Source organism: Sporichthyaceae bacterium (assembly GCA_036493475.1).
GTDB lineage: Bacteria > Actinomycetota > Actinomycetes > Sporichthyales > Sporichthyaceae > DASQPJ01.
This window is the reverse complement of the sequence record DASXPS010000035.1, coordinates 1-20,474: the sequence shown is the minus strand read 5'-3', so window position 1 is coordinate 20,474 and position 20,474 is coordinate 1. Positions and strand designations below refer to the sequence as shown.

Annotated in this window: 24 protein-coding genes, 1 pseudogene and 1 riboswitch; of the genes and pseudogenes, 14 read left to right on the top strand and 11 right to left on the bottom strand. The window is 71.4% G+C overall.

Annotation, left to right across the window (positions count from 1 at the left end):
• Window positions 1–749 (bottom strand): PIG-L family deacetylase (locus tag VGJ14_04300; GenBank protein HEY2831622.1); only part of this gene is annotated, 749 nt, incomplete at its 3' end.
• Here VGJ14_04300 and VGJ14_04295 point away from each other — a divergent pair.
• Both VGJ14_04295 and VGJ14_04290 read left to right on the top strand, forming a co-directional pair.
• Window positions 748–1,932, top strand: coding sequence for a glycosyltransferase family 4 protein (locus VGJ14_04295; protein HEY2831621.1), 1,185 nt, complete (start codon window positions 748–750; stop codon window positions 1,930–1,932). The genes VGJ14_04300 and VGJ14_04295 overlap by 2 nt on opposite strands.
• Window positions 1,929–2,624, top strand: a pseudogene (locus VGJ14_04290) (phosphatase PAP2 family protein). The gene VGJ14_04295 and the pseudogene VGJ14_04290 overlap by 4 nt, the downstream one beginning before the upstream one ends.
• A gap of 42 nt (window positions 2,625–2,666) precedes the next feature.
• On the opposite strand, the gene VGJ14_04285 reads toward VGJ14_04290, so the two are convergent.
• Entirely contained in the window at window positions 2,667–3,656 is a 990-nt protein-coding gene (locus tag VGJ14_04285; GenBank protein ID HEY2831620.1) for a lysylphosphatidylglycerol synthase transmembrane domain-containing protein, read from the bottom strand.
• Window positions 3,657–3,821: 165 nt separating this feature from the next.
• On the opposite strand from VGJ14_04285, the gene VGJ14_04280 reads away from it, so the two are divergent.
• Window positions 3,822–4,538 carry a response regulator transcription factor gene (locus tag VGJ14_04280; protein HEY2831619.1) on the top strand — a complete coding sequence of 239 codons (717 nt, stop codon included), beginning with the start codon at window positions 3,822–3,824 and terminating at the stop codon, window positions 4,536–4,538.
• Between the two features lie 7 nt (window positions 4,539–4,545).
• Here VGJ14_04280 and VGJ14_04275 read toward each other — a convergent pair whose 3' ends face one another.
• The 3 genes from VGJ14_04275 to VGJ14_04265 are packed head-to-tail and all read right to left on the bottom strand — an operon-like array spanning window position 4,546 to window position 9,618.
• On the bottom strand, window positions 4,546–5,598 hold the full coding sequence (locus VGJ14_04275; protein ID HEY2831618.1) for a hypothetical protein: 1,053 nt from the start codon (window positions 5,596–5,598) through the stop codon (window positions 4,546–4,548).
• Between the two features lie 4 nt (window positions 5,599–5,602).
• The gene (locus VGJ14_04270) at window positions 5,603–8,401 is read right to left on the bottom strand and encodes an FAD-binding and (Fe-S)-binding domain-containing protein (protein ID HEY2831617.1); all 2,799 of its coding nucleotides are present in this window, start codon (window positions 8,399–8,401) and stop codon (window positions 5,603–5,605) included.
• Window positions 8,398–9,618: an MFS transporter gene (locus VGJ14_04265; protein ID HEY2831616.1), complete on the bottom strand. Its 1,221-nt coding sequence runs from the start codon at window positions 9,616–9,618 to the stop codon at window positions 8,398–8,400. Before VGJ14_04265 ends, VGJ14_04270 begins: the two co-directional genes overlap by 4 nt.
• A 44-nt stretch (window positions 9,619–9,662) precedes the next feature.
• On the opposite strand from VGJ14_04265, the gene VGJ14_04260 reads away from it, so the two are divergent.
• The gene (locus VGJ14_04260; protein HEY2831615.1) at window positions 9,663–9,794 is read left to right on the top strand and encodes a hypothetical protein; all 132 of its coding nucleotides are present in this window, start codon (window positions 9,663–9,665) and stop codon (window positions 9,792–9,794) included.
• Window positions 9,795–9,867: 73 nt separating this feature from the next.
• Here VGJ14_04260 and VGJ14_04255 read toward each other — a convergent pair whose 3' ends face one another.
• Complete coding sequence (locus VGJ14_04255) at window positions 9,868–10,698, bottom strand: class I SAM-dependent methyltransferase (GenBank protein ID HEY2831614.1); 831 nt, start codon at window positions 10,696–10,698, stop codon at window positions 9,868–9,870.
• A gap of 100 nt (window positions 10,699–10,798) precedes the next feature.
• A riboswitch (cobalamin riboswitch) is annotated at window positions 10,799–10,867 on the top strand.
• 60 nt (window positions 10,868–10,927) lie between these two features.
• On the opposite strand from VGJ14_04255, the gene VGJ14_04250 reads away from it, so the two are divergent.
• Window positions 10,928–11,152, top strand: a complete 225-nt coding sequence (locus tag VGJ14_04250) for a CbtB-domain containing protein (GenBank protein HEY2831613.1) — start codon at window positions 10,928–10,930, stop codon at window positions 11,150–11,152.
• 25 nt (window positions 11,153–11,177) lie between these two features.
• Window positions 11,178–12,038 carry a CbtA family protein gene (locus tag VGJ14_04245; GenBank protein ID HEY2831612.1) on the top strand — a complete coding sequence of 287 codons (861 nt, stop codon included), beginning with the start codon at window positions 11,178–11,180 and terminating at the stop codon, window positions 12,036–12,038.
• Here the strand turns inward: VGJ14_04245 and VGJ14_04240 are convergent.
• Window positions 11,998–12,738, bottom strand: coding sequence for a (2Fe-2S)-binding protein (locus VGJ14_04240; GenBank protein ID HEY2831611.1), 741 nt, complete (start codon window positions 12,736–12,738; stop codon window positions 11,998–12,000). The genes VGJ14_04245 and VGJ14_04240 overlap by 41 nt on opposite strands.
• Before the next feature lies 1 nt (window position 12,739).
• A complete protein-coding gene (locus VGJ14_04235; protein HEY2831610.1) occupies window positions 12,740–13,246 on the bottom strand; it encodes a DUF664 domain-containing protein in 507 nt (168 codons plus the stop codon).
• Window positions 13,247–13,416: 170 nt separating this feature from the next.
• On the opposite strand from VGJ14_04235, the gene VGJ14_04230 reads away from it, so the two are divergent.
• Together VGJ14_04230 and VGJ14_04225 are read left to right on the top strand one after the other, a co-directional pair.
• A complete protein-coding gene (locus tag VGJ14_04230; protein ID HEY2831609.1) occupies window positions 13,417–14,037 on the top strand; it encodes a hypothetical protein in 621 nt (206 codons plus the stop codon).
• Window positions 14,038–14,101: 64 nt separating this feature from the next.
• Window positions 14,102–14,518 (top strand): MarR family winged helix-turn-helix transcriptional regulator, encoded by a 417-nt coding sequence (locus VGJ14_04225; protein HEY2831608.1) that lies wholly within the window; start codon window positions 14,102–14,104, stop codon window positions 14,516–14,518.
• A gap of 4 nt (window positions 14,519–14,522) precedes the next feature.
• Here VGJ14_04225 and VGJ14_04220 read toward each other — a convergent pair whose 3' ends face one another.
• Window positions 14,523–15,254, bottom strand: coding sequence for a helix-turn-helix domain-containing protein (locus VGJ14_04220; GenBank protein ID HEY2831607.1), 732 nt, complete (start codon window positions 15,252–15,254; stop codon window positions 14,523–14,525).
• Between the two features lie 84 nt (window positions 15,255–15,338).
• On the opposite strand from VGJ14_04220, the gene VGJ14_04215 reads away from it, so the two are divergent.
• Both VGJ14_04215 and VGJ14_04210 read left to right on the top strand, forming a co-directional pair.
• Window positions 15,339–16,241: a diiron oxygenase gene (locus tag VGJ14_04215; GenBank protein ID HEY2831606.1), complete on the top strand. Its 903-nt coding sequence runs from the start codon at window positions 15,339–15,341 to the stop codon at window positions 16,239–16,241.
• A 114-nt stretch (window positions 16,242–16,355) separates the two neighbouring features.
• A complete protein-coding gene (locus tag VGJ14_04210) occupies window positions 16,356–16,796 on the top strand; it encodes a hypothetical protein (protein HEY2831605.1) in 441 nt (146 codons plus the stop codon).
• A 45-nt stretch (window positions 16,797–16,841) separates the two neighbouring features.
• Here the strand turns inward: VGJ14_04210 and VGJ14_04205 are convergent, their stop codons facing one another.
• Window positions 16,842–17,006: a hypothetical protein gene (locus VGJ14_04205; protein ID HEY2831604.1), complete on the bottom strand. Its 165-nt coding sequence runs from the start codon at window positions 17,004–17,006 to the stop codon at window positions 16,842–16,844.
• 17 nt (window positions 17,007–17,023) lie between these two features.
• On the opposite strand from VGJ14_04205, the gene VGJ14_04200 reads away from it, so the two are divergent.
• Window positions 17,024–17,692: a hypothetical protein gene (locus VGJ14_04200; GenBank protein HEY2831603.1), complete on the top strand. Its 669-nt coding sequence runs from the start codon at window positions 17,024–17,026 to the stop codon at window positions 17,690–17,692.
• A gap of 137 nt (window positions 17,693–17,829) precedes the next feature.
• Entirely contained in the window at window positions 17,830–18,393 is a 564-nt protein-coding gene (locus tag VGJ14_04195) for a hypothetical protein (protein HEY2831602.1), read from the top strand.
• 7 nt (window positions 18,394–18,400) lie between these two features.
• On the opposite strand, the gene VGJ14_04190 is transcribed toward VGJ14_04195, so the two are convergent.
• On the bottom strand, window positions 18,401–19,507 hold the full coding sequence (locus VGJ14_04190; GenBank protein HEY2831601.1) for a DNA cytosine methyltransferase: 1,107 nt from the start codon (window positions 19,505–19,507) through the stop codon (window positions 18,401–18,403).
• 68 nt (window positions 19,508–19,575) lie between these two features.
• Between VGJ14_04190 and VGJ14_04185 the strand changes: the two genes are divergently transcribed.
• A complete protein-coding gene (locus VGJ14_04185) occupies window positions 19,576–19,929 on the top strand; it encodes a nuclear transport factor 2 family protein (GenBank protein HEY2831600.1) in 354 nt (117 codons plus the stop codon).
• A gap of 94 nt (window positions 19,930–20,023) precedes the next feature.
• A partial coding sequence (locus VGJ14_04180; protein HEY2831599.1) for a hypothetical protein occupies window positions 20,024–20,474 on the top strand: 451 nt, incomplete at its 3' end.

The window sequence follows — 20,474 nt, the reverse complement described above, 5'->3', positions numbered from 1 at the left end:
GGGCGGCCGATCTCGACGAACCACTCGGCACCCAACAATCGGTGGAACACCGGCCGGGGGAGCCGCAACAACATGGCCAGCGTACGGATGGAGTCCCCGCCGCCCCGCTGGCTGACGTGTGCGGCGATGGCGCGTCGTTTCGCGTCGGTGTAACCGCGCACGTCGATGCGGTGGGTGAGCTGTTCGCGCGCGGTGTACGCGGCCACGAATCGGTCCGGGCCGAAGTCCGCCGGGACCCGCGGCAGCCACGACAACAACCGGGCCGCCCGGCGCAACGCGGTGCGGTCGAGAGTCGCGGCCAGCACGCATCGGGTGCCCGCCAGTCGGGCCGCGGCCAACCCCACGTGGTGCACCGCGATGTGATCGGGATGCCCGTACCCGCCTGCCGCGTCGTAGACGGTGAGCACGTCGGCGGCCTCCTCGCGCAGGATCGCGGCCAATCGAGCGGCCGGTTCGGCGATCGGCACCGCGGCGAACGAACCCGCGGGCGCCGGCGACAGCGAACCCGAGTCCGGATACCCGAGGACCTCGACACGCGCACAGCCGAGTTCACCGGCCGCTTGCCTGAGCTCGCATAGCCTGCGCGCGCCGAGACGCCCGCCGCTGTCGGCCGCCAGACCGGCCTCGCCGGCGGTGGCCACCACCAGCACCACGCGATGCCCTTCGGCCGCTGCCCGCGCCAGGGTGCCGCCGGTGAGCAACGTCTCGTCGTCGGGGTGGGCGTGAAACGAGACGAGAGTGAAGGTCATGTCAGCTCCACCGGTGGGCGCGGTCGCCCTGCCCGCGGTGCCCGGCCCGGTCGCCCACCGTCCACTTCGCATCGCCCATGTCACCGATTTCTACCTGCCGCGCTGCGGCGGCATCGAGTTGCAGGTCCGTGACCTGGCCGCCCGACAGGTCGCCGCCGGCCATCGGGTAACGGTGTTGACCTCCACGCCGCGCCGGCCCGGCCAGGACGGCGGCACCGTCGGAGCCGGTGTGGTGGTACACCGGTTGGCCGAGGCGGGCACCATGCCCGGCATGAGGGCCCCGGTGCGCGCCGTGCTGCGCCAAGCATTGCGGACCGGCCGCTTCGACGTGGTGCACGTGCACGGCGCGCCCTTCTCGCCGTTGGCGTTCACCGCAGCCGCGCTGGCCGCCGAGTTGCCAACGGTATTCACCATGCACTCAATCCTCGGCCCCGCCGAGGCCGGCTTCCAACTGTTCCGCGGGGTGTGGCGATGGCCGACCTGGCCGGCGGTGTGGACCGCGGTCAGTGAGGTGGCGGCCGCGCCGCTGCGCGGCATGCTCGGCGATACCCCCGTGCACGTACTGCCGAACGGGGTGGACGTAGCCGCCTGGCAGGTGACGCCCACCCCCCGCGAGACGCGCGACGTGGTGGCGGTAGCGGTGATGCGACTGACCTCCCGCAAACGGTCGCTGCCGCTGCTGCGCATCCTGCGCGACGCGCGCGCACAGCTGCCCGCCGAGGTCCGGCTGCGCCTGCTGGTGCTCGGTGACGGCCCGATGCGACCCCGCATGCAGCGTTGGTTGACCCGCCATCAGCTGCACTCCGAGGTGGTGCTGGCGGGGGTCCGGCCACGGGCGGATGTGCGTCGCGCGCTGGCCCGCGCGGACATGTTCCTGGCCCCGGCGGTGCTGGAGTCGTTCGGCATCGCGGCGCTGGAGGCGCGCTGCGCGGGGGTACCGGTGCTGGCCCGGGCGCAGAGTGGCACGGTGGAGTTCGTGGCGCACGGCCGGGAGGGTCTGCTCGCCCGGGACGACACACAGATGGCCGCGCAGTTGGCCGCGCTGGCCACCGACCCGGCCCGACGGGCCGCGATCGCCGCACACAACCGGTCCGTCGCACCGCCGCTGGACTGGGACACCGTGCTGACCCGTACCCACCAGCTGTACGCGTTGGCCGACACAACGGTTGCCGTACCCGCGTGAGCAGCGAGGTCCTGCCGCGGCGCGCGGCACTGGCGCGCGCAGGGGACGCGCCTCGTCCCCATCTCGCGGGTGAGCTGGTCGTGGTGGCGCTGCTGCTGTTCGCCTACGACCGGGTGCGCAGGCACGCCGCGCCGCGCCGGGAGCAGGCGTTGGCGGACGGGCAGGCGGTGCTCGGTGCCGAACGTCGACTGCACCTGGACTGGGAGCACACCGCCAATGTCTGGCTCGCCCATCATCTGACGCTGCGGGATATCGCCTCCTGGTGGTACCAACTGGCGCACCTGACGCTGGCCATGAGTGTGCTGGCGTGGTGCTGGTTCGCTGCACCAGCGGTGTACCGGGTGGCCCGCAACACCTTGGTGCTGACCAACGTGGCCGGCCTGATCGTGTTCGCGGTGTGCCCGGTGGCCCCGCCGCGGCTGTTGCCCGGGGCCGGATTCTCCGACTCGATCGCCGTCGCGCTGGGCACCGGCCAGGCCGCGCATCCGCCGCCCGACGAATACGCGGCGATGCCCTCGCTGCACCTGGCCTGGGCGACCTGGGTGGTGTTCACCGTGTGGGCGATCACCGCTCACACCGGCCGGCTGCACAGCCTGCGCGCGCCCGCGGTGCTGCACCCGGTGCTCACCGGCACGGCCGTGGTGGCCACCGCCAACCATTACGTGCTCGACGTGGTTGCCGGGGTGGCCCTCGCCCTGCTGGCCCGCGGACTGGCCGGCGTGATCACCACACGCTCAGATGACGCGTCGGCGCAGCAGGAACGCGAACACACAGCCCGAGGGCACCAGCGGCAGCCACACCGTGACCAACCGGTAGGCGACCACCGCACCGACCGCGGCGGGACCGTACACGCCGACCGCGACCAGCGCTCCGGTGAGCAGCACGTCGAAGGTGCCCAGCCCACCGGGCGCGGGAATCAACGCGGCCACGGTTGACACGGTGAGGTAGACCGCGGTCGCGGTCATCGGGCTGATCCCCACCTCGAGGCTGTGCAGCACCGCGAACAGCACCAGGCAGTGCAGCAGTGGGGTCGCCAACGCACCCACCCACAACGCCACCGCACGACGCGGGTGGCGCAGCACGTCCCGCAGTGCGGCCAACTCCGCGCGCACCGCTTCACCCCGGGCGCGCAGGACCTCGCGTCGACGCAGCACCGCGACCAGCGTGGCCAGCAGCAACAGGGCCGCCACCACCCCGCAGCCGACCAACAGGTGCCGGGACATAGCCGCGTGCACGTCGCCGTTCAGCGTGCGCCACACCTCGTGGAAACGCCCCGGCACCGCGATGGCCACTCCGGCCAACAACGCCAGGTGAGCCAGCAGCCCGGCGAGAGAGTTCATGCCCACCGCGGCCATGCCCGCCCGGGTGTTCAGCCCGTGTCGGCGCAGGAAACGGACGTTGACCGCCATGCCGCCCACGCCGCCGGGCACCAGGCTGTTCGCGAACGAAGCGGCCACCTGGACGGCGAACAGTCGACCTACCGGCGGGGTGATGCGCAACACGCCCAACTGCGTGGCGGTACCGGTGATCCACAGGGCCATCGCGGCCAGGCCGGCGATGGCCAGCCACTGCCGGTCCGCCCCGCGCACCCCGAGCAGGGCGTTGGTCACCTCGGCGTGATGGACCAACACATCCAACGCCACGCCGCCCGCGACCAGCGCGGCAACCACCGCGACGGGTCGGCTCACCGTCGGTGCCCCGGGCACCGCCGCGTGATCCGTCATGCACACCCTCAGATCTCTCCAGGCCGCGTCGCGCCCCGACGCGGGGCTCATTGTCGACGCCGAGCCCGACCGACGCACCCTGTGTACCAGGTATGAAGATTGGTTTGGCCGTCAGCTAACCGCCCGCGCAGACGACGCCGACTCCCGCGCCATACCCTTCGGTGCGTGGCGCGATTGTTGCTGGTGGAGGACGACGAGGCGATCGGACGCCGGGTAGATGCGGCGTTGCGCGCGAACGGGCACAACGTGGTGTGGCAACGCACCGGCGGTAGTGCGCTGATCGAGGCCACCCGCACCTCCTTCGACCTGGTGTTGCTGGACCTGGGCCTGCCGGACCGGGACGGTGTCGAGGTCTGCCGAGACCTGCGGGTGCGTCAGCCCGGCTGTGTGCTGGTGATGCTGACTGCGCGGCGCGAGGAAATGGACGTGGTGGTCGGCCTGGAGGCCGGCGCCGATGACTACATCACCAAGCCGTTCGGCATGACCGAACTCATCGCCCGCATCCGGGCGCACCTGCGGCGGCTGTCCGCGGACGGTTCAGCGCCCAGCGAGGTGTTCAGCGACGGGGACCTGGTGCTCGATCCGCACGCCCGGCGCTGTTCGGTGGGTGGGTCGGAGGTGGAGCTACGGGCCAAGGAATTCGATCTGCTGGCCCGCCTGGCCCGCTCGGCCGGCCACGCGGTGAGCCGCGAGGTACTGATGGCCGACGTGTGGGACGAGAACTGGTTCGGCTCCACCAAGACTCTCGATGTGCATATCGCGGCGGTGCGCCGCCGATTGGATGCTGCTGCCGGACGCACCGAACCGCCGGCCCGGGTACCCGGCATCACCACACTGCGCGGCCACGGCTATCGGTTGGACCTGACCCCGCAGCTCGCCTGACGAATCCTCAGTTCTCCCGGCGCCGCGGCACTACCACGCCCTCCAGCCGTTCCCAGCCGCTCACCCCGGCCGCACCGGCGGCCCACGAGGATGCGGCGACGTCCAGCACCGCGCCGGCGGCCGGGTCGTAAACCCGAAGGTGCTCCGGTGGCGGGTCGGTCGCCGGCCCGGGCAGCGCCAGCACCACGTGCCGGTCGGCGGGGCGGCCCAGATACACCGGTACCGGGACGCCGGCCATCAGCGCGGCGCTCAGCACGGCGAGCGCCGCGTTCTTGCGCTCATCCCCGACGTCGTCGAGGGCCACCCACCCGAACCGATACCCGGTCAAGCCCGCGAATCGGTTGATGAAGCGGGCCAGCGCGGTCGGCGGGGTGCCCAGGAAACGGGGCCAGGCCATCGGGCCCACGACCTGCCGGCTGATCGCCGAATGCACCGCGTTCTGCTGCGCCCGGAAGCGTTGCTCGAACGCCCAGCCATCCGGTTCGCGGTCGGGCTCGAGATGGATACCGGCGGTCAACCACAGTCCGTAGGCCGGGTCGAGCAGCGCTCGCATCAGCACCACCGCGGTGGCCCCGGCGACGGCGGAGGCCTGCTGACGCAGCCTCAGCCGGGCACCGTCGTCGTCGGTGAACGTTGCCGGACCGGGGATCCCGCCGAGTACCCCGAGGTGATGGTGCAGCCAGCCCACGTCGCGCCGGTGGACGCCCACCCGATCGGCCAACCGGGACACGGCCACCGCGCCGCGCCCCGCGGCCAGCGTCTGGGTCAGGTAAGCGCCCAACGCGGGGTGCGCACTGGAGATCACCTGGGACAGCGCCGCACGCTCGCCCTCGTCAAGTGCCAGCAGTCGCTCGGCGGCCAACGCCAGCCGCGCGCCGGCCACCACCGGGGAACCGCCCGGGCGGGGCACGCTCTGCAGCGCGGCCAGTGCGTCGGCCCCGAACGCCGCGGCCAACAACACCGCCGGTGCCTCACCCAACGAGTTGAACGTCGAGTCGGTCAGCTCCTCGGGAACGACCGGCCCTGCATGCCGTCCCCCACGCAGCTTGCGGACACCCACCGGTTCAGGATCCCATCCGGTCGGCTCCGGCGGGCACCGCGGTGCGTAACAGTTCGACCAGATGCACGATCCGACGCTGCGTCAGATGCGTCAGTTGGCCGCGGCAACTGAACCCGTCGGCGAGCACCACCGCCCCGTCCGGGGCATCGGCCAGGGCCGGCAGCACACCCTGACGGGCCACGGCCACGGATACCTCGTAGTGCTCACGTTCGAAGCCGAAGGCCCCCGCCCCACCGCAACACCCCGCGTCGAGCACCTGCACCTCGACGCCGGCCGCGGCCAGCAACCGGGTCTCGCTGCCGAAGCCGCGCTCGGCGTGCTGGTGGCAGTGCACCTGGGCGATCACCGGCCCGGCGGTGCGTAGCTCACCGGCCGGGGGCCAGCCCGGCGCGAACCGCTCGAGTGCCTCGGCCACCGACAGCACCGCTGCGGCCACCGTCCCGGCACGCGGGTCGTCGGCGAGCAGGTTGGGCAGGTCGGTACGCAGCGCCGCCGTGCAACTGGGTTCCAGGCCGACGATCGGCAACCCCGCGGCGGCCGGCGGCGCCAAGGAGTCCAGGGTGCGCCGCAGCACCCGACGGGCCACCGTCAACTGCCCGGAGTGCACCCAGGTCAGGGCACAACAAGGCCGGCCGTCGAGCACCTGCACCCGCAGGCCGGCCGCGGTCAGCACGTCGAAGGCGGCCACCGCCAGGTGCGGGGCGAACGCAGCGGTGAACGTGTCCACCCACAGCGCCACCGGCGGGCCGTCGGCCGGGCCACCGGTGGCGGGCAGTCGTGATGGCGCGGCGAATCTCGGCAGCGACCGGGCGTCGGTGAGACCCGCGGCGCGGCGCAACCAGCGACTGCGGCCGAGCAGGTTCGCCACCGCGGGCAGTCGGCCCGCCGGGCGCGCCCACAGCGGCAGCCATCCCATGGACACATGCGCCGCGGGGCGGGGCCGACGCCGGTAATGGTGGTGCAGGAACTCCGCCTTGTAGGTGGCCATGTCCACCCCGACCGGGCAATCGCTGCGACACCCCTTGCAGGCCAGGCAGAGGTCCAGCGCATCGCGCACCTCGGTCGACCGCCAGCCGTCGGTGATCAGCTCACCGCGCAGCATTTCCTGCAGCACCCGGGCCCGTCCGCGGGTGGAGTCCTTCTCGTCCCCGGTGGCCCGGTAGCTCGGGCACATCACCCCACCGGAGTTCGACCGGCACTTGCCGACCCCGACACAACGACGGGCGGCGTTCTCCATCGAGCCGGCGTCCTCCGGATAGGCGAACAGCACCGGCAACGAGCGTCTGGCCGGCCCGGGGCGCAGATCCGCATCGACCGCCCGCGGGGCGACCAGGATGCCCGGGTTGAGCAGGCCGGTCGGGTCCCACGCGGCCTTGAACGCGGAGAACGCCTCGATCAACTCGGGTGGGTAGGTGCGGGCCAACAGGGCCGACCGCGCCTGACCGTCACCATGCTCGCCGGAGGCGACGCCACCGTGTGCGGCGGCCAGGTCCGCAGCCTCGGTAATAAACGCCCGGAACTGCGCCACACCGTTGGCCGACAGCAGGTCGAAGTCGATGCGCACGTGCAGACAGCCGTCACCGAAGTGCCCGTAGAGCACGCCCCGCCGTTGGTGACGGTGCATCAGGTCACGGAAGTCACGCAGATAGGCACCCAGCCGCTCCGGCGGGACGGCGGCGTCCTCCCAGCCGGGCCAGGCCTGGGTACCGCCGCGGGTGCCGTCCGGCACGCGGGTGGCCAGCCCGGCGCCGTCCTCGCGCACCCGCCACACCGCGGCGCGGGCGGCCGGATCGGTGAGCACCGCAGCTCGACCGAAGCGGGCCGCGGCGGCGTGTGCCGCGTCGGCGTCGTCGAATTCGCAGAGCAACCAGCCCCGGCCCGCCGGTAGACCCGCCGCTGCCGGGTCGGCCCCCGGTGGCAGCAGCGCGGTGTCCATGCCCTCGCAGGTCAGCGGGCCCAACGCGACCATCGCGGGCCCCACGTCGGCGGCATCGGCCAGGTCGTCGAAGGCCAGCACCAGCAGCGCGCGTTGCCGCGGCACCGGCACCAACGTCACGGTCGCGGCGAGCACCACGGCGCAGGTGCCCTCCGACCCCACCAAGGCCCGGGCCAGGTTCGCGCCGCGCTCGGGCAACAGGTGGTGCAACCCGTAACCGGAGGATTGCCGCGCGAAGCGGTCCAGCCCGGTGCGGATCGCCGCGCCGTGACGATCCGTCAACTGGTGCAGCGCCCGGTGCAACTCCGCCGCCCGGCCCGGCCCGGCCGCGGCGCTGTCCAACGGCCCGACCCGCAGCCGGGTGCCGTCGGCGAGCAGCACGTCCAGATCGAGCACATTGTCCACGGTGCGACCCCACGCGACGGAGTGGGAGCCGCAGGCGTTGTTGCCGATCATCCCGCCCAGCGTGGCGCGGGAATGGGTGGACGGATCCGGCCCGAAGCGCAGCCCGTACGGCGCGGCCGCCGCCTGCAGGGCATCCAGCACGACGCCCGGTTGCACCCGCGCGGTGCGGGCGTCCGGGTCCAGCTCGAGCACCGCCTTCATCCGCCGCGCGCAGTCGATGACCACCCCCGGTCCGATCGCGTTGCCCGCCACGCTGGTGCCCGCGCCACGCATGGTCACCGGCACGTCGTGCGCGGCGGCCACGGCCACCGCCGCGGCCAGTTGATCCGCATCGGCCGGACAGACCACCGCCACCGGCACATGCCGGTAGTTGGACGCATCCGAGGAGTACTCCGCGCGCCGCCGCACGGTGTCGTCGGTGTCCGGCACCGCGTCGCGCAGCGCGGCGACCAACCCGGTCATGCCGGCACCCGGCGGGGTGCGCGCAACAGCAGCGCGGCAATGACGGCCGCCGCCGCGACGCACAGCGCGGCCCCGACGAACACGGCGCGCAGTTGGTCCAACACCGCCTCGCGCGCGGCGTGCTCGTACTCCGCGCACTGCGCGGGCGCCGTCGGACACAGGTCCTCCGGGTCCAACACGTGTCGCATCCGGTCGTGGAACACGATCAACCCGTCGGCGGTGAGGGCCGCCAGGCCCAGGCCCGCGCCGAGCAGCGCAGCCCCCGCGGCTCTGGCCGCGCCGCCGCACCACGCCGCCAACGGCAAACAAACCAACCCCAGCCCGGTACCCACCGCGATCAGCTCGAACCAACAGCCGATGCCGCGCAGCGTGGTGCCGTTCCAGAACGACAGCCCGCACAGCCCGCCCACCGCGAGCAACAGACCCACCACGATCAGCCGCCGGGTAGCGGTTGGCCGCAGCATCAGCACGGCAACGGCCACCACCGCGAACCCCAACAACCCTCGCAGGCTGATGGCCCCGGCCTCACTGGCCGAGTGCGGATCCCGGGTGGTGCGGGTGAACAGCGGGACGTAGACCACCAGGGCGGCCAGTCCGGTCGCGGCCAGCCCGGCCACCGCGCCCGCTGCAATCACCTGCCGATTCGGTCGGCCGATGTCCGCCCCGGCCGCTTCGGACACCCCTCGGGTGTGCCACCAGCGCCAGGCCAGCGCCAGCGCCAGGATCGCCTCTGCCCAGCACACCGCCCGCCAGGACCATGCGGACAACAGAAATATCCCCAGCAGCGGGCCCAGGGCGGGCACCGCACACGCGGCCAGGGCAACCAGCGCCCGCCGGGCGTCGTCCACCGCGCGCCAGACCACCGGCACCAGCGCACCCGCGGCCAGACCCTGCAGACCGCGGGCCACCAGGAACGGCGCGAGGCGGTGCACGCTGCCCGCCACCGCCGAGGCCAGCGCGAACCCGAGCAAGGTGGGCGCGGGCCACCACCCACCGAGGTGCACCCGGGTGCGCCCGGTGGTCCACACCCCCACCGCGGCACCCACCAGATACACACTGAGCACCGCAGTACCCCGATTGAGTTGCTCCGCACGCACCCCCAGACCGTTCATCACGTCGGGTAGGGCCAGCCCGATCAGGAATGGGTCCGCCGTCACCAGCAGCACCACGAGCGCGGGTCGCAGCATCAACAATGCGGCCGAGGACCGTTCCCGCATCACGGCGCCGCGGGCGACCGGCCGAAAGCCGGCATCCTGGGGGTATGGCCGACCCGGATCGCGTGCTCCCGCAGCGCAGCACGGACGACACCGATCAGGGGTGGGGCGAGGACGACCGGCCCGAGGACCGCGACGCCTGGCTGCGCCGGCAACGGCCCCCGCACCACGGGGACTGAGCGGCCGGGAATCCAGCGCGCGCCGGCAACGGCACCGGGTTTCATCACGGGGACTGACCACCGGGCGCGCACGTCACACCGCGGGGCGTTCGCGGACAGCGGTGATCGTGTACATCAACGGCACCCGTTCCCGACCCGGCGGCAACGCATACCGGCCGTCGGCGGTGGGTGCCATCCAAGGCAGTGCGTGCCACTCCGCCTCGTCGTGCTCGACCAGCGAGGTGATCCGCAACCCGGCCTCGATCAGCGCGGTGATCACCTCGCCGAGCCCGTGGTTCCACACGTAGCGCTGCGGCGCGGCCAGTTCCGCCGGCCGGTAGTTGCTGGTCGGGGAATCCACGAACTGCGGTTCGGCGGTGTTGAAGTACGGATACCGGATGACCAACAGTTCGTCGTCGCGCTCGTCGTCCAGGGTGAACAGCACCGGGTGCATCTCGCGGACGAACAGCCGCCCGCCGGGTTCCAGCAATGCGGCCACCACCCGGGCCCAGCCGACGATGTCCGGCAGCCAACACAGCGCGCCGACCCCGGTGTAGACCAGGTCGAAGCGCTCCCCGTCCAGTGCAACCCCGGCGTCGTAGACGTCGGAGACCACGAACCGGGCGGGTACCCCGGCACGTTCACACACGTGACACGCGGCCTTGATTGCGGATGGCGCGAAGTCCAACCCGGTGATCTGCGCGCCCAGCCGGGCCAACGACAGCGTGTCGGTGCCGACGTGGCACTGCAGGTGCACGGCGCGCTGCCCGGTGAGATCGCCGAGGACCGCGGCGTCGTGGGCGACCACGGTGGACAACGCGGTGGGGTCATCGACCAGCGCCTGGACGCCGTCACTGTCCGCGGCCAGGTGAACCGGGACCCGCGACTCCCAGTTCTGCAGGTTGGCCTGCCGGTAGTGGTCCACCCGTGCCCCTCGGTTGCGGTACGTGGCTTCAGTCTCCCCCTTCCGGGTCGCCTGGCGTGCCACCGCCCCGCAGCACTACTGTGGCGAGGCGCGGGAGCTGGGGAAGCCGGTGGAAGTCCGGCACGGTCGCGCCACTGTGAGCGTCGTACACGACGCGAGTCAGGACGCCGGCTCTCGACGCAGCCCAATCGATCGAGGGGACGCGTGATCCCCGAAGGGAGTTTCTGACATGAGTGTCACTCAGCCGAACGCGAGTTCGGATCTCCGCGCGACGCCGGTCGTGGTCACCCTGCCCGCCGCCATGGCGTGGCTGTTCGGGACCGCCGTGCTGTGCGCCATGGCCTACTACTTCATCGGTGTCGACGAGGGCATGACCTCGGTGTTCGGCAAGAGCATGGTCGTCCACGAGTTCGTGCACGACGCCCGACACTTCCTCGGGTTCCCCTGCCACTGATCCTTCGAGAGCGGGGAATCTCGCCGTGGAGCGCAAGCTCATTCTCCGTGGGTTGCTCGCCGGTGGTTGCGGTGGGCTGCTCGCGTTCATTTTTGCCCGGTTGTTCGCCGAGCCGGTGATCCAGAGGGCCATCGACTACGAGAGCGCGCGGGACGATGCGCAGTCCGCGCTGGACAAGGCGGCGGGCCTGCCCGTGGAGGCGGCGGGGCCGGACATCTTCAGTCGCACCATCCAGCGCAACGTCGGCATCGGCGTGGGGATGATCGTGTTCGGCATCGCCATGGGCGGCCTGCTGGCGGTGGCCTACTCACTGTGCCTGGGGCGCACCGGCCGCATCCGCCCGCGTCCGCTGGCCCTGCTGGTGGCCGCGGCCGGATTCGTGGTGATCTACCTGGCGCCGTTCGCGAAGTACCCGGCGAACCCGCCGGCCATCGGACACCCCGAGACCATCCACACCCGCGGGACGCTGTTCCTGACCATGTTGATCACGTCGCTGATCGCCGCGGTGATCATGGTGCGGTTGGGGCAGATCATGGCCCTTCGGCTCGGCAACTGGAACGCCTGCATCCTCGCCGGGCTCGGCTACCTGGGCGTGATCATTCTGGCGATGGCGGTGCTGCCGTCGTTGGGGCTGCTGCGCGTCAATGTCTATGAGTACGGCCGGCACGCCACGGAGACGCCGCTGCCGCTGACCGACTCCAGTGGCCACATCGTCTTCCCGGGCTTCCCGGCGGACGTGCTGGCCCAGTTCCGGGTCTACTCGGTGGCCGCCCAACTGATCCTGTGGTCGACGATCGGCCTCGTGTTCGCGCCGCTCGCCGAGCGCGTGCTCAACGGCAAGAAGCTCAACCGGACGCAGCCCGAGCTGGTTCCGGCCGGTTTTTGAGCACGCAGTCCCCGCACAGTCCGCCGCCGGGCACTCTGTAGTACAGACAGCAACTGTTGCGCCGGAAGCCGGTCGGGCCGAACCCGCCGGTGTCGCTGAGCACGGGCTGGGCGAACAACGCCGCGCCGAATTCCCCGACCGCAGAGGGTCCACCCGGCGCGATCTGACGCAGCATCGACAAGGCGCCCGCGGCGGCCGAGGCCAGGTTCCCCCACAGCACCCGGCGGGACACCCCGTGGGTCGCGAAGGCCTCGATCAGCGCGGTGGCCGGGCCGGCGGTCAACGCCGCGGCCACGGTGGCCACGTCGCGCGGGTCCACCGGGCGGGTGGTCAATCCCGGCGCGGCCAGCGGCACCGGGCCGAGCACGTCGCGCCACCACAGCGCAACGGCGTCGAACTCCACCAGTTCACCGGCGAGCAGCACCCCACCGAGGACCGGGGAAACCACCCGCGAGGTCAGCCCCAGGTGGGCCAGCGAGGCCGCCGCGCGCGGGTCGATGTCCGCCACCTCCAGGCCCGCCCGCTCGGCGATCGCGGCACGCACCGCGGCCACCCGGACAGCCAGCAGCGTCGGGTCGTCGAGCAGTTCGGTGAACCGGTACCAGGCGGGGCCGTCGCCCGCGCCCGCGGCGGGCGGCGGGTCCGGGTCGAGGGCGAAGAAGGGGCCGGCGTTGGCGAGGGTGTCCAGCACCGCGGCCACGTCAGCCAACGAGCAGCCCCCGCAGATACGCCGCCTGACCGAGGTGCTGCAGGCAGTCGTCGGCAATGCTGATCAACCGCACGCCCAGGGTGACCGGCGGGTCCCAGTTGCGGTCCACGATGCGGTCGAGGTCGGCATCGGTGAGCCCGCCCAGGAACTTCACAGTGCGTTCGTGCACCGCGTCGGAGTAGGCCAGCAGGTCCTCGGCGCTGGTCGTCCGAACCCCGGCGACCTGCTCGCTGGTGTGGCCGTAGCCGTGGTCGTCGGGGTCCACCGGGTCACCGAAGCGGCCCGCCCAGTCCTGCGACACCCACACCTGCTCGTAGCCACCGACCTCGGCCGGCTGGTGGTCCTCCACCCGGGCGGTGTGCCAGATCAGCCAGCCGATGTGGTTGGCGTGCGGCGCCGGCCGGTGCATCAACTGCTCGGCGGTCAACCCCTTCACCACCTCGTGGGCCAGCGGCGGAATGCGTCCGTAGAGCTCCAGCACCAGTGCGTTGGTATCCATGACCAGCAGTCTCCCCGACCGTCCCCGGGTTAATCCCCGGGGAGGCGACACCGGCCCGTGATCATGATCGGACGGTGAAATCAAGACGTCAGGGAAGTCTTGCCGTCCGCTAACCAGAGAGACGGTCCGTCAGGATGACTGGACGTCAGATCTATGGTTGGCTATCGGACGTGGCCAAAACTGACGCAGCGAAAGTAAAGCTCCGCACCGTTGACAAGCGCATGGCCGGGCGGCGCGCCCGGGAGACGCGGGACCGGATTCTCGAGTCGCTCCAGAAATTGCTGGCGACCATGCCGTACCGCGACGTGCGGGTAACCGACGTCGTCCGCGAGGTCGGAACCTCCCCGGCGACCTTCTACCAGTACTTCGCGGACGTGGAGACCGCGGTGCTGGCCCTGGCCACGGACGTGGCCAAGGACGCCGCCGGGCTGAAGTCCCTGGCCGAGGGCGCCAGCATGACCGGCCGGGCGGCGGCCGCGTCGGTCGACAAGATCGTCGACGGCATCAGCGGGTTCTGGAAGGACAACGAGGCGGTGCTCCGCGTGCTGGACACCGCCGCCTCCGAGGGCGACGCCCGGTTCAAGAAGGTGCGCGCCTCCGTGCTCGGCGGCGTTGCCGCACCATTGGCGGCCGTGGCGGGCAACACCAAGGACGCCAAGGCCAATGCCGCGGCGCTGGCCAGCCTGGTCGCGGCCACGGCGGGTAGCCGCGCGGCCGATGCCGGTGCCACCGCGGCCGAGGTACGCGGCGCCGTGGGTCGCATCGTCCAATTGGGCCTGTCCAAGAAGTGAGTTCGCGGCCGTCGACCGGGTGCCCGCGCGGTACCCGGTCCTCGGCGTGTTCGGGGGGCAGCCGGTGACCACGCCGGAACGTTCCCTGGCGGGTTGGCTCAAACACGTCGACGGTCTGCTCGACGCCGCGCTGGACGTCACCCTCAAGCGAAACGGATTACGCCGCCGGCACTGGCAGGTGCTGCTCACCCTGCGCACCGGCCCGTGCAGCCGCGCCGACATCGCCGAGGCCCTGTTGCCGTTCTGGGTGGCCGCCTCGGTGACCCAGACCGACGTGGTCGACGACCTGGTACGCCGGGACTGGGCGGCGACCGATGGGTCGACCTACACGCTCACCGGGGAGGGCGAGGCCGCGTACGGTCGGATATCCGCAGACGTCGACGCGCTGCGCACCCGCGCGCTGGACGGCATCCAGCCGGCGCAGGTTGATGTCGCGCTCGCGGTACTCGAACGGATGGCCGCGAATCTGCGGACGCCCTGACACCTCAGCCCAGAGGTGGCAGCGGCAGGTCGGGGTCGAGAGTGACGCCGGCGCCCGCGAGGGTCTCGGCGAGCATCGCCCAGGTCCACTCGCCGAGCCGCGCGATCACCACGTCGGGGTCCGTGCCGCCGCCGGCCGCCCAACGGTCGGCGACCGACTCGACCATGCCGACCACGGCATGCCCGAGGTCGGTGCTCACCGAGGCGTCCAAGCCGAGCCAGCCCAGGTAGCCGCCGAACAGCCTGGACAAGTGTGCGGCGACCGCGCGGCGCACCCCGGACACGGCGTCCAGGTCGTTGGGGTCGTCGATGAGGCCTCTCTCGCTGACGCTCGAGGGGGCGGGACGGGCGTGCGCGTGCAGATACAGGAACAGATTGCGGTTGTCGCCGATCCAGCGCACGTAGGCGCCGATGGCGCCCGCGATCATCTGTCGGGCCGAACCCTGCGGGTGCCACAGCGGCTCGAGGTCGGCCACCACCAGTCGGGCCACCCGCCCGCTGATCGCGCGTTCCAAATCGGCGCGGTCGGTGAAGTGCCGGTATATCCGAGTGCGAGCCACCCCGACCCGAGCGGCGATGTCCTCCACGGAGACGGTGGGCCCCTGCTCTGCGATGACACCGAGGGCGGCGTCCACGAACTCCGCGCGACGCCGGTCCCGCTGCCCGGCCCAGCGTGCAGCCTGGCCGCGCAGCGGCTCGGTGGCCGCCGGTTCGGGCGCGGCGCCGTCCGGAATCACACCGAGAGTCTAGCCGATGAGTGGTACGGCGTGTACCATCCAACATTGATAGGTGATACACCACGTACCAGGCAGGAGAGACTGATGCCCCCGCTCACCGAGGACCCGTTCACCCATCGTGAGGCCGTGGCCGGTCGGCTGCTCACGGCTTCGGCGCGGCACTCCTACGACCCGGGCACCGACATCGACTGGGACACCCCGCCGGTGCCCGGTTTGTTCTGGATGACCCCTGAGCACGTGTCCCTCTACGGCACCGGGCTGTGGGATCAACTCAGCCCCGCGGAACGCGTCGAGCTGTCCAAGCACGAGATCGCCAGTGGCATGTCGGTGGGGCTGTGGTTCGAGCTGGTGCTCATGCAGCTGCTGTCCCGTTACGCCTACGACCTGGATCCGCGCAGTGCGCACGCGCAGTACGCGCTCACCGAACTGGGCGACGAGACTCGGCACTCGATCATGTTCGCCCGCACCTGTGAAGTGCTCGGCGTCCCGCGTTACCGCCCGCCCCGGCTGACCCACGAGATCACCCGCATCGCCAAGGCGGCGATGGGCGGCCCGTCCATGTTCGCCGCCGTGCTGGTCGCCGAGGAGACCACCGACCGGGTGCAGCGGATCATGATGGACGACCCGTCGCTGCAGCCGCTGATCCGTCAGGTCAACCGCATCCACGTGATCGAGGAGGCGCGGCACGTGCGCTTCGCCCGCGAGGAGGTCAGCCGCCGGATGGCCGGCATGCGCTGGCCGTTCCGCGAGCTGCACCGTCAGCTCACCGCGGCGATCTCCTACCTGATCATCGACTCGATGATCGACCCGGCGGTGTACAAGTCCGTCGGCATCGATCCGCGCGCGGGCCGCTCCGCGGCCATGTCCAACCCGTACCACCAACAGTCGCGCCGCTGGCGCGCCGAGCGCATCACCGCCTTCCTGCGCGAGGAGAAGCTGATCGGTGGACCGTCTGCGCTGATCTGGCGGCGGGCGCACATGATCTGAGCCCCCCCGGATGCGCATGTCATGCGCAGATGGGCTTTGTCAGTCGGATGGACGCATGACAAGCACCTATTGCGCATGACATGCGTCGGTGGACGTGGACTAACGTTCCGGCGCGTGACGCCGCGGGAGGAGATCGGGCAGCTGGGTATGCAGCGGCTGACGTCCTGGGTGCCCTGGGCGCTGGTCGCGCTGATTTTGGTTTATGCGGCGATTGCGGGCGATTCCACCCGCGACAAGGTCATCGGCTTCGCCGGCGCGGTTCTGGTGACCGGGGTTGCGTTGCGCGCCGCCCGGCTGCGCCTGCTGCTCGGCGAGGACGTCGCAGTGGTCGGCTGGCTCGGCACCAAGCACTACGCGTGGTCGGAGATCGAGAAGTTCGTGGTCAACGACAAGGGCCTGGCCATGCGCATGCGCGGCGGGCTGGAGTTGCAGATCCCGGCGTTCCCGATGGGCGCCTGGATGTTCAACCGGATGCGCGAGCGCATGCGGGCGGATCTGGAGACGACGCTGGCCCGGCTGGAGAAACGCCGGCAGCAACGCCGCCGGGCGAGCTGAGTCAGGCGACGTCGTCGGTGGAAGAGAGGCCTCGCTCGCTGACGCTCACGGGGGCGAGGGCGCCGAGGCGCCCGCCAGCCGGGCCCGCAACCGGGCCCGGATCTCCTCCGGAGTGTAGGAGGCCCGCGCCCGCTGTTCCCGGGCGACCAGCACGCCACCGGCCACGACACCGAGAAGTCCGGCCACGCCGCACAGTTTCCGCCACTCCACGGCCCTACCGTAGTCATATGCAGGGCGCGCGGATCACCCTCGACGAAGCGGTCGACATCAGCCGCACCGGTGACCTGTGGCTGTTCCGCGGCACTGCCGCGGCCGACCGCGCAATCCGGGTGTTCACCAACGCCCCGGTGAACCACGTCGGCATGGCCGTGGTGCTCGATGACCTGCCGCCGCTGATGTGGCATGCGGAGCTGGGCCGCGCGCTGCCCGACGTGTGGACCGGCACCGCGCACCGCGGCGTGCAGCTGCACGACCTGCGCGACGCGGTCACCGTGTGGTCGGCGAAATACGGCCAGGCCGCGTGGCTGCGCCAGTTGGACGCCGGCATCACCCGGGACATGGAGGATGCGCTACTGCGCACCATCGCCCGGCTGAACGGCACCCCGTTCCCGTCCACCGCCGCGCTGACCGGGAAATGGCTGGCCGCCCGGCTACCGCGACCCGCCCGCGCCCGTCAAGCGCGCAGCGCCTATTGCGCCGAGGTGGTGGCCAAGGCCTATCAGGCGATGGGGCTGCTGCCCGAGGGACGGGACGCCGGTTGGTATGACCCCGGCCGGTTCTGGAGCGGCGACCGGCTGCAGCTGCTGCGCGAGGACGCCTGGCTGTCCGCGGAGATCGAGGTCCAGGTGCCGGCCGGTAGTGTTCCCGGCGAATTTCCAGTTGGTCCCCGGGTTTGACCCGGGCCACGTCTGGGCACCATCTTTCTTCACAAGAAGAGCAAAGCCCCCGGACTCGCCCCCGGTCCGGTCATGGTTGCATCCGTTGCGCTGACACCACGATCGCGACGGCCCTACTGTCCAGGTAAGGGGGCCATATGCGCAGAAAATCCCTAGCCTCGTTGGCCGCTGTGGCCGCGCTGGCGGGATTGGCCGGGTGCGGACATTCGCCACTCGCCGGCACCTCGGCAGAGGCCGCGAGCAAGCAGACGGCCGCCCCCGACTCGACGGCCGCGGACCCCTACGCGTTCAAGGATGTCGCATACTCGGACTACCGCGACGCCGCGCAGCAGCTGTCCATTCCGACCGGACTGCTGATCCCCGCCACCGGGTTCAGCGAGGCGCTGAGCACGCTGTGCCACTCCTCACCCGACGATTTCAGCAAGCTGGTCACCGAACAACGCACCAAGGCCGGCTCGGACTCGGACGGGGCCTCCACGCTGCAGTCATTGGCCGACGAGGTGCAGCTGCGGCTGAGCCTGTCCTGCCCGCAGCGCATGGGTGACTGGGCGACCGCCCGGACCGCCGATCAAAGTTACGGCGACGACAACGACGTCCCCGCGACGGCCTCGCCGAGCCCCTCGGCGGGCAGCGAGGATTCCTCGGGCGACGACGGCGGTGCCGCCACCTCGATCCCGAGCGCCGCTTCCGACCTGGACTGACGCGGGGTCAGCTCAACGCCGCCCGCACCCGTCGGGCCACGGCCGCGGCCAACCCGACCGGTACCGCGTTGCCGATCTGTTTGGCGATCTCGGTCTTGGAGCCGCACCACAGGTAGTCGGAGTCGAAGTCCTGCAGCGCCGCCGCCTCAGCGTGCGTGATGACCCGGTTCACCCGCCGGCCGGGGCGGCCCGGGTCCCACTGCGGATGGAGGTACTGGCCCTTCTCCGGCTTGAAGAACTCGGTACGCACCGTCAGCGACGGGGCGTCCCACCGCATGCGGCCCATCACGTCCGTGGTGCCGGTCGGCTTGTCCCGCCAGCAGCGCGGCAACAGCTCGTCGGGCAGATCGAAGCGGCCGCCGCCGGGCGGCACGCAGTCGTAGCGCATCAGGGACAGTTCCCGGGGCTTGCGTCCGAAGTGCAGGTCGCGACCTTTGAACAGGCCGGGCACGCTGCGCCCGAAGAATGTGGTGCGGGACGCGGGCAGCTCGGTGCCCGCCGGCCGGCGCGGGAAGCGCGCCTCGTCACCGATCGCGTCGCGCACCGTGCGCCACGCCGGCCGGCCGGGGCCGGGATCGCGGGCGTGGCTGGGGGCAGGCAGCTCCACCGGCCCGATCCGGGAGCCGATCACGAAGGTGCGCACCCGCCGTTGCGGGACGCCATGGTCGGCGGCGAGCAGCAGGCCCTCGGTGAGCGTGTAGTCGGCGATCATGCCGCCCGCGGCCTCGCGGGTGAGCAGCGCGAACTCGGTGCTGGACCGGAAGCGATCCACGTTCTCGATCACGAAGATCTTCGGCCGGGCCGCCACCACCACCCGCAGATACTGCTGCCAGAGCTTGTTGCGCGGGTCGTGCACGTCGCGCGAGCCGAGGTTGGAGAAGCCCTGGCACGGCGGTCCGCCGATGACCACGTCGGCGCGGGGGATGTCGGCGTCGGCCACGTCGGCGATGTCGCCCCACACGGTGTGGTCCGCGCCGTGGTTGGCAGCGTAGGTGGCGGCCGCGGCCAGGTCCCACTCCACGGCCAGCACCGGGCTGAAGCCTTCCCGCACGAACCCCGACGTCATGCCGCCGCAGCCGGCGAACAGGTCAATAACCGCGAGCGGTCGGGGCATTCGGCCAGGTTAGATGCGGGCTACCAGCAAACCCGGCCGGCGCGCCGGCACCAGGAAGGGACCTACCGATGGAACACGCCGAGGCGCAGAAGTTCGCCGACCGTTGGGTGGCGGACTGGAACTCCCACGACGTGGAGCGCATCCTCGAGCACTTCACCGACGACGTGGTGTTCACCTCGCCGGTGGCGCAGTCCCTGCTCGGTGGCGACGGCGTGGTGCGCGGCAAGGCGGCGCTGCGCGATTACTGGAGTTTCGCGCTGAGGAAGATCACCGACCTGCACTTCGAGGTGCTCGGCGTCTACGCCGGGGTGCACACCCTGGTCATCAACTATCGGAACCAACTGGGCCGATTGGTCTGCGAGGTGCTCACCCTGGACGAACACGGCGCAGTCACCGAGGGACATGGCACGTACTTGTCCTGAGCGACAACAGTCGGTGAAACAAAGCACATTGAGGCGTTGAACACAGCATCCTCGTATCTCAGGCGGGTACTCATATGCCAACCCGAGGAGATAGATGTCGCTGGCTGTCGCGCCGAGCCTGCCGATCGCACCGGCTCCGCTCCGACCCGCGCTGAAGACGGTCATGCGGCACATCGCCACGACGATCGCCACCGTGTCGTTGATCCCGTCCGTTTTGTTCTACATCAGTCTGCAGGTCTGGGGCGTGTCGGCGGCGCTGATCTCCGCGCTGTTGTGGTGCTACGGCCTGGTCGGGTGGCGCATCGCCACCGGTCGCCGGACCTCGACGCTGTTGTGGCTCGCCGCGCTCGGATTGACCGCGAAGACCGCATTCGCCTTCGCCAGCGGCAGCACCCTGCTCTACGTCCTGCAGCCGGTGCTCAGTGATCTGCTCATGGCGGTCGTGTTCGCGGTGTCGCTGTGGGGCGCGCAACCGGTGGTCTCCCGGCTGGCCGGCGACTTTTATCCGATGGACGACGACTTGCACGCCCGCCCGCGCATCCGCA

Bases quoted from the DNA above. Each gene is read 5' to 3' on its own strand.
- VGJ14_04260 (HEY2831615.1), top strand. From the start codon at position 9,663: ATGGCCGACCCGGATCGCGTGCTCCCGCAGCGCAGCACGGACGACACC.
- VGJ14_04190 (HEY2831601.1), bottom strand. From the start codon at position 19,507: ATGCCCCGACCGCTCGCGGTTATTGACCTGTTCGCCGGCTGCGGCGGC.
- VGJ14_04265 (HEY2831616.1), bottom strand. From the start codon at position 9,618: ATGCGGGAACGGTCCTCGGCCGCATTGTTGATGCTGCGACCCGCGCTC.
- VGJ14_04250 (HEY2831613.1), top strand. From the start codon at position 10,928: ATGAGTGTCACTCAGCCGAACGCGAGTTCGGATCTCCGCGCGACGCCG.
- VGJ14_04235 (HEY2831610.1), bottom strand. From the start codon at position 13,246: ATGGATACCAACGCACTGGTGCTGGAGCTCTACGGACGCATTCCGCCG.
- VGJ14_04215 (HEY2831606.1), top strand. From the start codon at position 15,339: ATGCCCCCGCTCACCGAGGACCCGTTCACCCATCGTGAGGCCGTGGCC.
- VGJ14_04195 (HEY2831602.1), top strand. From the start codon at position 17,830: ATGCGCAGAAAATCCCTAGCCTCGTTGGCCGCTGTGGCCGCGCTGGCG.
- VGJ14_04270 (HEY2831617.1), bottom strand. From the start codon at position 8,401: ATGACCGGGTTGGTCGCCGCGCTGCGCGACGCGGTGCCGGACACCGAC.
- VGJ14_04285 (HEY2831620.1), bottom strand. From the start codon at position 3,656: ATGACGGATCACGCGGCGGTGCCCGGGGCACCGACGGTGAGCCGACCC.
- VGJ14_04200 (HEY2831603.1), top strand. From the start codon at position 17,024: ATGCAGGGCGCGCGGATCACCCTCGACGAAGCGGTCGACATCAGCCGC.
- VGJ14_04295 (HEY2831621.1), top strand. From the start codon at position 748: ATGTCAGCTCCACCGGTGGGCGCGGTCGCCCTGCCCGCGGTGCCCGGC.
- VGJ14_04185 (HEY2831600.1), top strand. From the start codon at position 19,576: ATGGAACACGCCGAGGCGCAGAAGTTCGCCGACCGTTGGGTGGCGGAC.